The organism is Methylomonas montana (assembly GCF_030490285.1).
Taxonomy (GTDB): Bacteria; Pseudomonadota; Gammaproteobacteria; order Methylococcales; family Methylomonadaceae; genus Methylomonas; species Methylomonas montana.
Genome location: NZ_CP129884.1, coordinates 2,173,486 through 2,188,191, shown reverse-complemented (window position 1 = coordinate 2,188,191; position 14,706 = coordinate 2,173,486). Strand labels below are relative to the sequence as shown.

12 protein-coding genes are annotated in these 14,706 nt (G+C 53.2%); 3 read left to right on the top strand and 9 right to left on the bottom strand.

What is annotated here, in order from left to right:
- Positions 1-15: 15 nt before the first annotated feature.
- From QZJ86_RS10185 to QZJ86_RS21620, 4 genes are read right to left on the bottom strand one after another with little or no spacing between them, the layout of a single operon-like run.
- Positions 16-2,214: a chemotaxis protein CheA gene (locus QZJ86_RS10185; RefSeq protein ID WP_301938678.1), complete on the bottom strand. Its 2,199-nt coding sequence runs from the start codon at positions 2,212-2,214 to the stop codon at positions 16-18.
- On the bottom strand, positions 2,211-2,549 hold the full coding sequence (locus QZJ86_RS10180; protein ID WP_301938676.1) for an STAS domain-containing protein: 339 nt from the start codon (positions 2,547-2,549) through the stop codon (positions 2,211-2,213). The genes QZJ86_RS10185 and QZJ86_RS10180 overlap by 4 nt, the downstream gene beginning before the upstream one ends.
- A gap of 22 nt (positions 2,550-2,571) precedes the next feature.
- Positions 2,572-2,940 carry a response regulator gene (locus QZJ86_RS10175; RefSeq protein WP_301938674.1) on the bottom strand — a complete coding sequence of 123 codons (369 nt, stop codon included), beginning with the start codon at positions 2,938-2,940 and terminating at the stop codon, positions 2,572-2,574.
- A 21-nt stretch (positions 2,941-2,961) separates the two neighbouring features.
- The gene (locus QZJ86_RS21620; RefSeq protein ID WP_407081660.1) at positions 2,962-3,720 is read right to left on the bottom strand and encodes a methyl-accepting chemotaxis protein; all 759 of its coding nucleotides are present in this window, start codon (positions 3,718-3,720) and stop codon (positions 2,962-2,964) included.
- A gap of 620 nt (positions 3,721-4,340) precedes the next feature.
- Between QZJ86_RS21620 and QZJ86_RS10165 the strand changes: the two genes are divergently transcribed.
- Genes QZJ86_RS10165 through QZJ86_RS10155 form a run of 3 tightly spaced genes read left to right on the top strand, consistent with a single transcriptional unit; the run spans position 4,341 to position 6,865 of the window.
- Positions 4,341-5,150: a CheR family methyltransferase gene (locus QZJ86_RS10165; RefSeq protein ID WP_301938950.1), complete on the top strand. Its 810-nt coding sequence runs from the start codon at positions 4,341-4,343 to the stop codon at positions 5,148-5,150.
- Positions 5,147-5,743 carry a chemotaxis protein CheD gene (locus QZJ86_RS10160; RefSeq protein ID WP_301938669.1) on the top strand — a complete coding sequence of 199 codons (597 nt, stop codon included), beginning with the start codon at positions 5,147-5,149 and terminating at the stop codon, positions 5,741-5,743. Before QZJ86_RS10165 ends, QZJ86_RS10160 begins: the two co-directional genes overlap by 4 nt.
- A gap of 24 nt (positions 5,744-5,767) precedes the next feature.
- Complete coding sequence (locus tag QZJ86_RS10155; protein WP_301938667.1) at positions 5,768-6,865, top strand: protein-glutamate methylesterase/protein-glutamine glutaminase; 1,098 nt, start codon at positions 5,768-5,770, stop codon at positions 6,863-6,865.
- Positions 6,866-6,880: 15 nt separating this feature from the next.
- On the opposite strand, the gene fucP is transcribed toward QZJ86_RS10155, so the two are convergent.
- From fucP to QZJ86_RS10130, 5 genes are all read right to left on the bottom strand, one after another.
- Complete coding sequence (fucP, locus tag QZJ86_RS10150) at positions 6,881-8,143, bottom strand: L-fucose:H+ symporter permease (RefSeq protein WP_301938665.1); 1,263 nt, start codon at positions 8,141-8,143, stop codon at positions 6,881-6,883.
- Positions 8,144-8,162: 19 nt separating this feature from the next.
- Entirely contained in the window at positions 8,163-10,355 is a 2,193-nt protein-coding gene (locus QZJ86_RS10145; RefSeq protein WP_301938663.1) for a glycoside hydrolase family 3 N-terminal domain-containing protein, read from the bottom strand.
- A gap of 266 nt (positions 10,356-10,621) precedes the next feature.
- Entirely contained in the window at positions 10,622-12,511 is a 1,890-nt protein-coding gene (locus QZJ86_RS10140) for an ATP-binding cassette domain-containing protein (protein WP_301938660.1), read from the bottom strand.
- Positions 12,502-13,728, bottom strand: a complete 1,227-nt coding sequence (locus tag QZJ86_RS10135; RefSeq protein WP_301938659.1) for a competence/damage-inducible protein A — start codon at positions 13,726-13,728, stop codon at positions 12,502-12,504. Before QZJ86_RS10135 ends, QZJ86_RS10140 begins: the two co-directional genes overlap by 10 nt.
- Positions 13,725-14,639 carry an AEC family transporter gene (locus QZJ86_RS10130; RefSeq protein ID WP_301938657.1) on the bottom strand — a complete coding sequence of 305 codons (915 nt, stop codon included), beginning with the start codon at positions 14,637-14,639 and terminating at the stop codon, positions 13,725-13,727. Before QZJ86_RS10130 ends, QZJ86_RS10135 begins: the two co-directional genes overlap by 4 nt.
- Positions 14,640-14,706 lie beyond the last annotated feature (67 nt).

Genomic DNA, 14,706 nt, shown 5'->3' with positions numbered 1-14,706 from the left:
ATTGAACTCGCAATGCTATTGCAAGCGTTGAGAACTGGGCCTTGGCATTGCGCGTCCCTTGTCTTTGATCGCCGCCTGAATCAAGCCTTGTACATCCAGGATCAGCGCAACGTTACCATCGCCCAATACCGTGGCCCCGCTGATACCTTTCAGTTGTTCGAAAACTTTGCCGAGCGGCTTGATGACGGTTTGATGTTCGCCATGCAATTCATCCACCACGAATCCGGCTTTATCCTGCCCGGACCTGACCACCACGATGCTTTCCCGTTTTTTGCTGGTATGGTTGCGGCGATTATGGAAATAGTCGCCCAAACGCAGATACGGTAACACTTGGCCACGCAGATTGATGTAATGCTGAACCTCATCGATGTCGCATTCGCTGGGATCCATCTCGATGCATTCATCGACCATGCTCAGCGGAATGATGTAACGTTCCTGATCGGTTGCAACCATGAATCCATCGATAATCGCCAAGGTAAGCGGCAGCTCGATACTGATGGTGGTACCCTGCCCTTCCACGCTGTCGATACTGACTGTGCCGCGCAAGGCTTCGATATTTTTCCTGACCACATCCATGCCGACGCCGCGACCGGACAGATTGGTCGCCTGCTCCTTGGTGCTGAGTCCGGCGGCAAAAATCAGATCGTGGATTTCTGGTTGCGACAAACCATGGTTGGCTTTGATCAGGCCACCGGCGATGGCCTTGGCGACGATTTTCTCGCTGTTGAGGCCGGCGCCGTCATCGGCAATCTGAATCACGATGTGCCCAGATTGATGGAAAGCATTGAGTTGCACACTGCCTTGGGCCGGTTTACCGGCGGCGATGCGCTGCTCGGGGCTTTCGATACCATGGTCCAGTGCATTGCGAATCAAATGGGTCAGCGGATCGTTGATTTTTTCCACGACGGTCTTGTCCAGTTCGGTGTCACCGCCGCTGATATACAGCTCGATGTCCTTGTTCAATTCCTTGCTAACATCGCGCACCACCCGGCGAAAGCGCGAAAAGGTTTCGCCGATCTGCACCATACGCAGTTCCAACGCGGTATCGCGAATACTGCTGACCAGCGCATTCATACTGGCCGCGACATCGCCGGCATCGCTCATGCCATGGCGCTCGACGATCAAATTCATCGCCGCGCTGGAAATCACCAGCTCGCCGACCAGGTTAATCAGCTGACCAAGCTTGGTGGCATCGACCCGGATATAGTTGGCTTCGGCGGCCAGTTTTTGCTTGGTCTGCGCCTGCTTTTTAAGTGCCTGTTCAACTAGCGGCTGTTGCACGACCTGTTGTTCCACCAAGATTTCGCCGAGCGGCTTACCACTGGCTTCTGTTTCGGCTGCTTCGACCTGACTCTGCAACGCACGAGCGACATCGCGTTGGGTCAAGGCACCCACCTGAACCAGCATATCCCCCAGCCGATTAACGTAACTTTCATCCTGGGCGTCCAGCAGCTTCAGATACTCATCAATTTTGGCATTGGGTGGCAATATTTTGATATCGCAATCGTCGGCTGCGAATTCGAATACCGCTTCTATCGTTTGCTTGCTAGCATCGCTTTGAAAGGCAATTCTGAAATGCAAATAACAGCTTTCCGGGTCCATCGCCTCGCCGGCCGGCATCTCCGGCGCCACGGTCAGGATCTGTTTGATCTCGCCCAGAGTTTTCAGATAACGGATAAACGACAAAGGATCCATGCCATTACGGAACGCATCCTGTTGAAAATCTAATGAAATCAGCCAATTATCATCGACCGATATTTCACCGCCCCCTTCGCTTTGCAGGTTGGCGTCGTCAACGTCGCTAGGCTGCATGCCGGTAACCTGCCGACCGGTCAGTTGCTTGATCAATCGTTCACTGGCAATAGTCAACTCGTCAGGTAATGGCTCGTCATTATGGGTCAAACAATGCTCGACCAGCTTGCTGGTGTGGTCCTTACTTTCCAGTAAGACCGAAATCAATTCGGCATCGATTGCTCGCTCGCCGTTGCGCACCTTGTCCAACACCGATTCGGCCTCATGGGTGAAGCTAACGATCGAATTGAAACCGAACAGTCCCGACGAACCCTTGATGGTGTGCATAGCCCGAAACAGACTGTTGATGGTTTCATTGTCGTCAGGCATGGTTTCCAATGCCAGCAACGCGTTTTCCATGTCCGTCAGCAGCTCTTCCGCTTCTTGGGCAAAGATGGTTAGGGCAGCATCTAATTCGTTCATGATGATTTCCAGTCAGCGGAAATAACGATGGGATCGCCGAAATGTTTGCTAAGGTTAAGCAGTTCCAACACTTCCACGACCGCTTGACTATGTTGTGTCAGGCTTAACTTGATATTCTGGCTAACTGCCTCGCGCTTCAAAAACATCAACAATTGCACACCGGCACTGTCGATCTCGGTGACACCGCCCAGATCGATTTGCGCCTCTTTAGCGGTTTTCAGATAGGCCGATAGCTGCAGTTTTTGTTCCTGCACCGAATAGATGGTCATTTCATCCCGGATGGCTAGATGAATAACACCTTTTTTTTGCTGTTTTAATTCAATAGCCACACCCATCTCCGATGGTTACAACGGTTGATTAAGGCAATACCAATTTGGACACCGCATCCAGTAAGGTAGGCGCTTGAAAAGGTTTGGTCAGCCAGGCTTTGGCGCCGGCAGCCTTACCGGCCTGTTTTTTGTCGTCGGCCGCTTCGGTGGTCAACATCATCATCGGCGTGAATTTGTATGCAGCCAATTTCTTGGCCTCCACCACAAAGGTAATGCCATCCATATTGGGCATATTGACATCGGTGATAATCAGATTGATTTTTTGCCCGGTCAATTTGTTTAACGCGTCCTTACCGTCGCAGGCTTCGATCACGTCGTAACCCGCGCCTTTTAAGGCAATAGTGACGACTTGGCGGATGGACGCCGAATCGTCAACAATCATGATGGTTTTAGCCATTGCTTAATCCTTACCGTAAATTTAGAAAAATGTAATATCGTCGTTTTTCGAAACGTTCTGATGACTGCTTGCCACGTTAGACGAGTGATTAATCAATTCTTCCGGCATCGTATAGCTAAGCTCCATTTTCGCCAGGGTGGCACCGACATCGAGACTATTGGCATGCCGTTCGTCCTTGCTACGGGCGGCGTCGACCGCATTCTGTAAGCCGTTCAGATTATTTTCGACATGCGAGAGCATTTGGCTGACTCGATCCTGAAACTGGAACGCGGTGAGCACCGAAAAAATTTCATCGCGAATCTGCACACTATTAGCGCGCAACTGATCGGCATCGTTTTTGAACACATCCAACGCAGCTCGTAAATCATCCAATGCGGTGTGAATGGATTGTTCGGCATCACGTATCGCCTTGTCGTCGGTGGAGCCGGATACTTCGGACATTTTCAAGGTTGAAGCCATTGCCTTATTAATACCCTCGATAGCATGACTGATCTTTTCACCGGTGGAAGATGAAAAACCGGCCAGTTTTCGCACTTCATCGGCCACCACCGCAAAACCGCGACCGTTTTCGCCGGCACGAGCCGCTTCAATAGCCGCATTCAAAGCCAACAGATTGATTTGCTCGGCAACCTTGCGCACTTCTTGTGCCATTGAATCCAATTGCTGAGTATGAGTCGATAGCTTACGCACCTCCTCGACCACGGCATGTTCGACATCCTGAATTTGGCTCAAAATTTTCAATACCGCCGTCAAGGCAACACGGCTTTCGCTAAACAGCATATCGACACTACGCCCCTGCCGGGCTGATCCGCCACCGGAAATAATCCGCTCAAGTTGATCGACCATTGCTCCGAAACGGTTAGTCAATACGGTAATTTCCTGTTCGGTGTGCGTGCGAGAGGTATGCACCTGACGAAGCAAAATAGGCACGACTTGTAGAAACAGACGTTCCAACTCAAAGGCATAGCCCTCCAAATCCTGGAGTTTGACGTCTTCGTCGCCACGCCAGGCACGATTGACTTCGTTCAGGATAGCTTGGTGCCTATTGAATAGCGTCGAGCCGACGAAAATACCGCCAAAACCCAGCGCGACGGTTGCGCCAAGACTAATCAAGCTGAAACCGGTTTGCACACAAGCCACTAAACCGCCAAGCACTCCCAAACCAACCGTTAACGCATAAAAAATGACAGGGCTTGGATTTTTAGCGATCGGATCGCTAGCTATACGAGGCATAATGTTTCCATTAGAGTATTGAGTTAAGTCTTCGATAGTAGAGAGTTTTACCCGATCATTCAACCCAGTAACACATTGGGTCTTTCAAGATTGTTAAACGTCGTTCATTTCCAGAAAATATTACCCGGCATATGTGACTATCGAACCATAAATAAAGGAATTTTGTTATTAGTATTTCGCCGATTACCCACGAAGAGTTCGAACGTTTCAGAAGCCTGATATACAACCATGCCGGCATCGCTTTGGCACCGGAAAAAGAAGTGATGGTTGCCAGCCGTTTGGCTAAGCGCCTGGAATATTACGGCCTGACGAGCTATAGCGAGTATTACAAGCTCGCCACCAGCAGCCCGGACTATCCGCACGAATTTCAAATGTTGGTCAACATTCTCACCACCAATGAAACCTATTTCTTCCGCGAGCCCAAGCATTTTGAGTTTTTCCGCGATACGGTACTCAAATCCTGGCATGGCGAACATTTGCGAGTGTGGAGCGCGGCCAGTTCCTCCGGCGAGGAAGCCTACACCTTGGCGATGGTCATGGCGGAAAACCTGGGAATGCGTAGCTGGGAAGTTTTCGGTTCCGACTTAAGCACCCGCGTATTGGCGGCTGCCCGGAACGGCGTTTATTTGATGGATAGACTCGAGCACATGGATACGCGTTTATTAGAAAAATACTGTTTGAAAGGCGTTCGCAGCCAGCAAGGTTTTTTTCGGGTTGACGCCAAATTACGTCATCGGGTGAAATTCGAACAAGTCAATCTGATGAGCAGCTTGCCAGCCGGCATTGGCAAGTTCGAGGTTATTTTTCTACGCAACGTGCTGATTTATTTCGATCAGGATACCAAGAAACACGTGGTCGAACGGCTGCTCACCGCTTTAAAACCCGGCGGCTATTTCTTTATCAGTCATTCGGAGAGTTTGCATCGTGTCACGGACCAGCTGCAAATGATCAAACCATCCATTTATCGCAAGCCATGAAAGCGCTGCCGTTTAAAAATACCCGACGCATCATCATCGAGCCCGGCGAATTCTATGCCTCTCGCCAAGCGGAAGTAATTTCGACCCTGCTGGGTTCCTGCGTGGCCGCCTGCTTATTCGACCCCATCAATCGAGTGTTCGGCATGAACCATTTTTTACTGGCTTATCGACATCAGGCTCATAACACGCCTATTATCGAATCCAATGAAGGCCGTTACGGCATCTATGCGATGGAACTACTGATTAATGAAATGATGAAACTAGGCGCTAACCGGCTTAACCTCAAGGCCAAATGTTTTGGCGGCGGTAATGTCCTGAAACTGCGCGAAGACGGTGATAACAAGAAAACGATTGGCGATGTGAATGTGTTGTTCATCAAAGAGTTTTTAAAAAAAGAAAACATTCCCATGCTTAGCGCCTGTCTTGGCGGCACCATCGGCAGAAACGTTCATTTTGTCGGCAGTGATTATTCGGTTTTCGTCAAAAAAATCGATAGCAGTCAACAACAACTACTTGAAAACGAAGAGCGTCGTTACTGGAAGAAAAATATCGACGAACATGAAAAATCCGGCGGCACAGCCGAATTCTGGTAAACACATTCAATTCATCACGGTTCTATGGCAGACACAAAAGTATTTATCGTCGACGATTCCGCAGTGGTTAGACAGGTCTTAACTGGCTTGCTGGATAGTCTGCCCGGCATCAAGGTCATCGGTGCCGCACCCGATCCGCTCTTTGCGCTGCCTCGCATGGAAAAGGAATGGCCGGATGTGATCGTGCTGGATATCGAGATGCCGCGCATGGACGGCATCACCTTCCTGAAAAAATTGATGCTGGAACGTCCGACGCCGGTAGTCATCTGTTCGACGCTGACGGCCAAGGGCGCGGAAGTGACGATGCAGGCCATGAGCGCCGGCGCGGTAGACATCATCACCAAACCCACCGTCAACCTGAAAGGTTTTCTGCAGGACTCCAAAACCCTGCTGGCCGATGCGATCAAAGGCGCCGCACATGCCAGACTCAAAAAAACGGTGTCGCCTTTAGTCAAGCCGCCGCTTGATAACGCCCCAAAATTGAACGCGGATGTGATGCTGGCGCCTAGTCATTCGACCGCAATGGCCGAAACCACCGACCGCGTAGTGGCAATCGGCACCTCGACCGGCGGCACCCAGGCGCTGGAATATGTATTGACCCGCCTGCCCCGCACCACGCCCGGCATCGTCGTGGTACAACACATGCCGGAAGCTTTCACCGCGGCATTCGCCAAACGTCTCGACAGCCTCTGCCAGATTACCGTCAAGGAAGCCGAACAGAACGACCGGGTCATTCCCGGCCTGGCGCTGATAGCGCCTGGCGGCAAACACATGTTGTTGCGCCGCAGCGGTGCGCAATACCGGGTGGAGATCAAGGACGGTCCGCTGGTGACTCGCCACCGACCTTCCGTCGATGTGCTGTTCCGTTCCACCGCCCAGGCCGCCGGCAAGAATGCGCTAGGCATCATCATGACCGGCATGGGCGACGATGGCGCCCATGGTTTGAAGGAATTGCACGACACCGGCGCGCTGACAGTGGCGCAGGACGAAGCCAGTTGTGTGGTCTACGGCATGCCCAAGGAAGCGGTGAAACTGGGCGGTACCGATGGTGAACTGTCGTTATCGGCAATTCCGAATTTGATTATTCAGTCGCCCAGCCGGACTAAATTCCTGAAAGGCTGAAATGTTGCGTTCTGATCACAGCCGGATACAACGGTAGCCGTAAAAAGCGATGTATAGATAACACAGCAAAGGCACAAAAAAGGCGTACTGAATGCCAATATGATCGGCAAATGCGCCCTGAACCACCGGCAAGATCGCGCCACCGACGATGGCGGCGCAGAGAATGCCGGAACCCTGGCCGGTGTGCTTGCCCAGTCTGGTCAACGCCAGCGAGAAAATGGTCGGGAACATGATGGAATTGCACAACCCCACCGCCAGAATGGTAGCCATCGCCAAATAGCCGCTACCCAGCATGGTCGCCAACACTAAACAAACCGCCGACAACGCATTAAAAATCAACACTTTGGCCGGATGGATTTTTTGCATCACCGCCGACCCGACAAAACGGCCAACCATCGCCCCGCCCCAGTAAAACGACACATAATTGCCGGCGTCCATTTCCGCCAGCCCGGCGATGTTCGGTTCGCCCAGAAAATTGACCAGAAAGCTACCAATAGAGACTTCCCCGCCGACATAGACAAAAATCGCCAGTGCGCCCAATACCAGGTGCGGGTACTGCCAGGCGCTCCCGCGATCGTCTTCGGCTGCCATTGCAGTGTGTCGAGTTTCGTTTTCGATTTTCGGCAGATTCAACATCGCAAACACCGCCGCCATCAAAAACAGCACTGCGGCTAAAAATAGATAAGGATTTTGCACCGCCGCTGCTTCTACCGCCTGATAGGCGGATAAATCTTCGGGATTAAGCAGTTTGATCTCATCGGCGCTTTTTACCGCGGTAGACAATATAAATAGCGTGCCGAAGCGCGGTGCCAAGGTGGTGCCCAGGGAGTTGAAGGCCTGCGTCAAGGTCAGTCGGCTGGATGCGGTTTCCGGCGGCCCCAGTACGGTCACGTAAGGGTTGGCCGCCACCTGCAATAAGGTAATGCCAGAGGCCAGAACGAAAAATGCCGTCAAAAACAAGGGATACGAATGCAAGCCAGCGGCCGGGTAAAACAGCAAACAGCCGCTACCGGCGATGGCCAAGCCGATGACGATGCCGCTTTTATAGCCGATCTTTTCCACCAGATAGCCGCTCGGCATTGACACTACGAAATACGCAGTGAAGAAGCAAAACTGCACCAGCATGGCCTGGGTATAGTTCAGCGTGAATACCGCTTTCAAGTGTGGAATCAGGATGTCGTTCAAGCAAGTAATGAAACCCCAGATGAAAAACAGCGAGGTCAAAATGGCCAAGGAACCCAAATGTGACGGCTGTCCGGTGTTTTGCTGATGATTCATCTTAAATCCTCTGCTTGGCTCAGTTTTTCACGACGTTGAAATGCACGGCCTCATTGCCGACCATCACCTTGAACTCGCCCGGCTCTACGATGCGCTTCATGTCCAAGCCGATGAAGGACATATCCTGCGCCGTCAATGTGAAATGCAGAGTTTCCTGCTGTCCGGGTTTCAGTTCGACTTTCTTGAACGCTTTTAATTGTTTGACCGGCCGAGTCACCGAAGCAGCTACGTCGTTCAGATACACCAGCACGGCTTCCTTTCCGGCTCTTGCACCGGTATTTTTCACGTTAACCGTCACTTCGATCTCGTCGCCCACGGCAATTTGCTCTTTGTTCAGATGTAAACCGCTGGTTTCGAAACTGGTATAACTCAAACCGTGTCCGAAGGGATACAAAGGCCGATACTGGTTGTCCTCGTATGCCTCCAGCGGCTTGTGGTCGTAAGGCACCACCTCGTTAGCGTGGCGCGGATAGGAGATCGGCAATTTGCCGCTGGGATTGACGTCGCCGAACAGAATATCGGCCATCGCCGGCCCGCCTTCCATGCCCGGCAACAGACCCAGCACCACTGCCTGCGCTTTGTCGGCAATTTCGGTAATGATGCGCGGCCGGCCGCCGAAAGTGACCAGGATCACCGGTTTGCCGATCGCAAAAATGGCTCTGGCCAGTTGCAACTGCACCGGATCGAGCTCCAGCGACACGATGTTGCCCATGGTTTCGGTATACGGCTTCTCGCCCAAGGCCAGAACCACCACGTCGTGCTGACGCGCGTCGTTGACGGCCTGTTCGATATTGATCTCGTCACTAAAACGCTCACCGCCGACATAAGTCACTTTGCCGCTGGTCTTTTGGCGGATGGCTTCCAGCAACGTCAGTTTGTCTTGCGGATACAGTTCCTCTTTATCGCCTTGCCAGGTAATGGTCCAGCCGCCGTTCATCACGCTGAGCAGATTAGCGGTCGGCCCGGTCACCAGAATGCTGGTCTGCTTGCTCAAGGGCAGAATATGCTGGTCGTTTTTAGCCAAGACGATGGCTTCGCGCGCCGCTTGCCGGTTCACCGCCACGGCTTCCTCGCTGACGAAATTACCCTCGACCGCCAAGGCAGGTTCGGTTGTTTCGAACAGACCGCTTTGATATTTGACACGCAGGATTCGCGATACCGCTTCGTCGATGCGGGTCATCGGCACTTCGCCGGTTTTCGCCAAATCCAGCAGCAAGTCGTAAAAAGAAAAATTGAACGGCACCATGCTCATATCGACGCCGGCCATCACCGCGATTTTGACCGCTTCGCGCGGCGAAGCCGCCAGCTTGTCGCGGCTATATAAACGGATGATGTCTTCCCAATCGGAGACGGTAAAACCTTTAAAGCCCAGCTCGCCGCGCAGGATTTCGGTCAGATAATGATAATTGGCATGACCGGGGATACCGTCGACTTCGGCGGAATTGATCATCACCGTCGGCGCACCGGCCTTGACACCGGCTTCGAAGCCAGGCAAAAACCATTCGCGCAAGGCCCGTTCGCCGATCCAGGCCGGACTGCGGTCCTTGCCGTTCAAGGGGTAGCTGTAGCCGACATAATGTTTCAAACAGGTCGGGACTTTGTCGGCTTTGGCGAAGTTGTCGCCTTGATGCCCCTTGATATAAGCACTGCCCATCGCGCTGGATAAATGCACGTCCTCGCCGTAGGTTTCCCACAATCGCGGCCATAGCGGCTGACGGCCGATGTCCATCACCGGCGAAAAATTCCAGTCCAGACCGGAGGCTTTGACCTCGCGGGCGGTAATCTCGCCTGCCTTGAAGGATAAATCGGTATTGAAAGTCGCGGCCATGCTGATCGCTTGCGGAAACAACACCGAGTTTTGCGTGTAGGTGGCGCCGTGAATCGCGTCGATGCCGTAGATCACCGGGATTTTCAGCCGGGTTTTGGCGGCCGTTTCCCGTATGGTTTGCGTCATCTGCCGCCATTTAGCTATCGGTTGGGCCTTATTGTTGGGCGTAGTCGGCGTATTCAGAATGGAGCCGACGTGATGATTGAATATCGCATCTTCCAACTTGCCCTGGTCCACCGGATTATCGGCATCCTGGCCGTTGACCACCGAAACCACGCTAAAGTCGATCTGCGTCATCTGCCCGACTTTTTCTTCCAAGGTCATTTGCGCCAGCAATGCCTGGACTTGCTTTTCAATGGCCTCGTTTGCTTCTTGTGCACTCACGCTGGACTCCAACACGGCGAAAAGGGAGAAAATCAATAAATATGTTTTTAGTTTCAAGGTTCTATGCTTAGGTTTTACAAGTAATGCTCACTCAAACGATCTGTAAGCTCATCCGGTTTAAGCGGTTGGAAACCCTCGCCGGTTTACGGCCAAGGGTATTGTTTTTCAATACCGAAACGGCATCCGAATCGGCGATTTTACGGATGAAAACATGCCTGCGTGCAATTTTTTAATGGCCAGAAAATCATCACGCTTTTAGGTCTGGCTTATTGCATGGCCTCCAGCTCGTCCCAGCGCTGATACGCTTGGGCCAGCTCTGCTTCGGCAGATTTCAATTGTTCCAGCGTTACGGCCACCGCTTCCGGGCTTTGTTTGTAAAACTCGGCACTATTGATGGTGGCGGTCAACTCGCCTTGCAGCGATTCCAGTTGTTCGATGCGTACCGGCAATTGCTCCAGTTCTCTTTGTTCCTTGAAGCTGAGCTTCTTGGCTGGCGTAGTTTTCGGCTTTTCTTTTTTCAGCGCCTGCTCGGCGATCTTGACCGCTTCGGCCTCGGCTTTTTTATTGCGTTCTGTTAGTGCGAACCAGTCGGCGTAACCGCCGATGTATTCCTCGACCCTGCCCTCGCCTTCGAACACCAACACGCTGGTAACGACGTTATCCAGAAATTCCCGGTCATGACTGACCAATAACAAGGTGCCCTGGTACTCGACCAGCTTTTCTTCCAGAATTTCCAGGGTCTCCAAATCCAGATCGTTGGTCGGTTCGTCCATCACGATCAGGTTGGCGGTCTTGGTAAACAAACGGGCCAATAACAGGCGGTTTTTCTCGCCGCCGGACAGGCTTTTCACCGGCGAACGGGCCCGGGCCGGGGCGAACAGGAAGTCGGCCAGATAGGACATCACATGGCGCTTGCCGTCCGGCGTATCCACAAACTCGCCGCCGTCGAGGACGCTGTCGGCTACCGAGAGTTCCGGATCGAGTTGCTCGCGCAATTGGTCGAAGTAAGCGATTTGCAGATTGGTGCCCAGCTCGATGGTGCCGGTGGTCGGTTGCAACTGCCCAAGCAATAGTTTCAACAAGGTCGATTTGCCGGCGCCGTTGTTACCGATCAAGCCGATCTTGTCGCCGCGTTCGATACGCAGCGAAAAATCCTGGATGATAGGCTTATCCTGATATTGAAAACTGACATCGATCGCCTCGATGACTTTCTTGCCGGAAGCCTCGCCTTTGTTCAAACTGAGTTTGGCGGTACCCTGGGTGTTGCGGCGTTCGGAGCGTTCGTCGCGCAACCTTTTCAAGGCTCTGACCCGGCCTTCGTTACGGGTGCGTCTAGCCTTGACACCCTGCCGGATCCAGGCTTCTTCCTTAGCCAGCTTCTTGTCGAATTCGGCATTTTGATTGGCTTCGTCTTCCAAGGCCGCCGCCTTGCGCGCCAGATAATCCTGATAATTGCCGGCCCAGGAAGTCAACTGGCCGCGGTCCAGATCGATGATCCGCGTCGCCAGTTTTTGCAGAAAAGCCCGGTCGTGGGTGACGAACATCACCGCGCCCTGGAAAGCCAGAATCTGCTCTTCCAGCCAGGCAATGCTTTCGAAATCCAGATGATTGGTCGGTTCGTCCAGCAATAACACTTCCGGCTCGATCACCAAGGCCCGCGCCAAGGCTACCCGCCGTTTCCAGCCGCCCGACAAACTGCCGACCTGCACATCGGCCGGCAATTGCAGTTTGCTCAATATCGCTTCGACCCGGGTTTGAAACTCCCAGCCGTTGTCGGCTTCCAGCTTATGTTGCACGTCGCCCAAGGCTTGCAGTGACTGTTCGCTGCCGTCCATATGGCTCAACAATTCGTGATAGCGGGCGATCAAGCGGCCCAACTCACCCAGTCCGCCGGCCACTGCTTCGTAAATCGTGTCGTGTTCATCCAGATTGGGCGATTGCTCCAGCCAGGCTAAACGCAATTCCGGCTGTTTCCAAATCTCGCCGTGATCGGCATGAATATCGCCGGCGATAATTTTCATCAAGGTCGATTTGCCCTCGCCGTTGCGGCCCAGCAGGCCGACCCGCTCGCCGGCATCGAGCTGAAAAGCAGAATTATCGAGCAGTGCATGGGTGCCGAAGGCGATGGAAACATTGGTTAAGCGGATTAAAGGCATTTGTTTTGTAGGTAACGTCTAAGTAAGTCCAGCGCCAGCAAAGCGGCCTGGTTTTGTTTGTGTTTAAGGGTGCCGTGGGCATTCAGCTGCGTCGCGACCACACCTTTGGGTGTTGCCATGGCATTATAAAGGACTAGCGGTTTATCCTTGTCCTGGTAATCGTTTGTGCTACTGCTGTAGAGCTGCACCAAGGCAAAATCGGTTTGCGATTGGGCTTTCAGTTGCTCGGCCCAGACTCTGGCGATTTGCAAACAATCACCGGCGCCCGGACCGGCTTGCCAAGAACCGGCCGTGCGTCCCCAGTCGAGATTGATTTCCACCCGAGTCAGCCAGTCGCGTCCCAAGCATTTAGCGGCTAACTGGCCCTGGCTGGCAGTTTCCAGCAGCGCCAGGGAATAGCGTTTTTCGCTCATCGCGGCAGCTACCACCTCCAGCAGATCGCCTTGTTTTTCATTTAAGCCGTCGATAGCAAACACATAATCGCCGATCCGCGCCGCGACATCAGCCACGCAAGCTTGTTTGCGCGCTTCCGGAAAACCGCTGGGAAATAACAGTTTGGTCTGCACCTCGTCCGGCGCGGCGCGAAAACCCAGTTGCACATCGTCCGGCAGTGGCATATCGTCCAGACTTTGCTGAATTGCCGATTCGCCGATGCCAATACTGCGTAAAGTGACCAGACCATCGGGCTGCAAAGGAAAATGTTGCTGCAATTGCTGTCGCACCAGCGCGTCGAACATCTGCTTCATTTCCGACGGTACGCCCGGCAGAAACACAAACCAGCAACGTTTGAATGGCAGCGCAAAACCGGGCGCGGTGCCGTAGGCGTTATCGATACGCAGCGAACTATGCGGCAGCATCGCTTGTTTGCGGTTAGCCGGCGGCATCATCCGATTGCGGCAGGCATAATACTGCTGGATATGAGCGAAAGCCTGCTCGTCGAATTGCAAAGGCAAACCGCTGGCAGCGCTGACCGCCTCGGCGGTGAGATCGTCAACGGTCGGCCCCAGGCCGCCGGTGCAGATACAGCAATCGGCACGTTCGGCGATTTCCGAGAACAGCGCAATCAAGTCATGCAGATTATCGCCCACCACCGTATGGCGTTTCAGCGTAAAACCCAGTTCGACCAGTTGTTGGGATAGCCAGGCGGCGTTGCTGTCCACGGTCTGCCCGCAAACGATTTCCTCGCCTTGGGAAAATATTTCGGCAATCGGTTTCATAAGACTCGGAACCACAGCGGTAAACTCAACAGACTCAGTGCGGTGGTCAGCGTCACGGCCATCGCATACAGACCGCTATCCAGTTTATAACGGTCGCATAAGACGATACCCAGCACCATGCTAGGCATGGCGATATCCATCACCGCGGCCGCTTTAAACTGGCCCGTCAGATTCAAGTGCCCCGCCAACCACAAGGCAAACAACGGCATCAGCAGCAACTTGATTGCCACTATCGGAATGACGAACGGCAGATTGCGGACATGGACCTCACGCCAACTCAGCGCCAGACCTAAGGAAAAAATCATCAACGGCGCCACCGCGCCGGCACAAGTTTTCAACAAGCCCGCCAACCAGAACGGTATCGGCACTTGGCTCAGATTCAATGCCACCGCTAAAAACGCCGCCCAAAACGGCGGCGCATTGAAAAACCCTAACACCGATTTAGGTTTGGCTTCGGCGGTTTGGCCGTAATGGCGGGCCGACATGATGCCGATAGTGAACACCAAAGGCGCCACGGCAAATAAGTCGATCTGAATCACCACCGATCGCGCCCAACTACCAAAGGCTTGCTCCAACACCGGCAGGCCGAGATAGGTAACGTTAGGAAACGCCGCCGCTAATAGCACCGTGCCGGTTTGCGGATTTTGGAAACGGCATGCTTTAACCGTCAGCCAGCTCAGCGTCAGCGCTAACAAGACGCTGGCGCCGGCCAAGGCGCTAAATTGCAGCGACTGCCAACCGATATTGGCTTGCCACAATACATCCAGAACCATCACCGGCAGGAAAAAATAGTAAACCACGCTAGTCAACACCAGCCGCGTCTGATCCGCCGACAAGCGATTCGGGGTCAAAACTCGCCAACCGGCGCCGCACAGCATCAGCACGGTCATTTGCAACAAAGTCGTATTCATGCCGCGTATTTTATCAGGCTGGCGGCGAGGATAGCGGGCTAAAGCCACTCAAGCGTCTCTTAGGCCG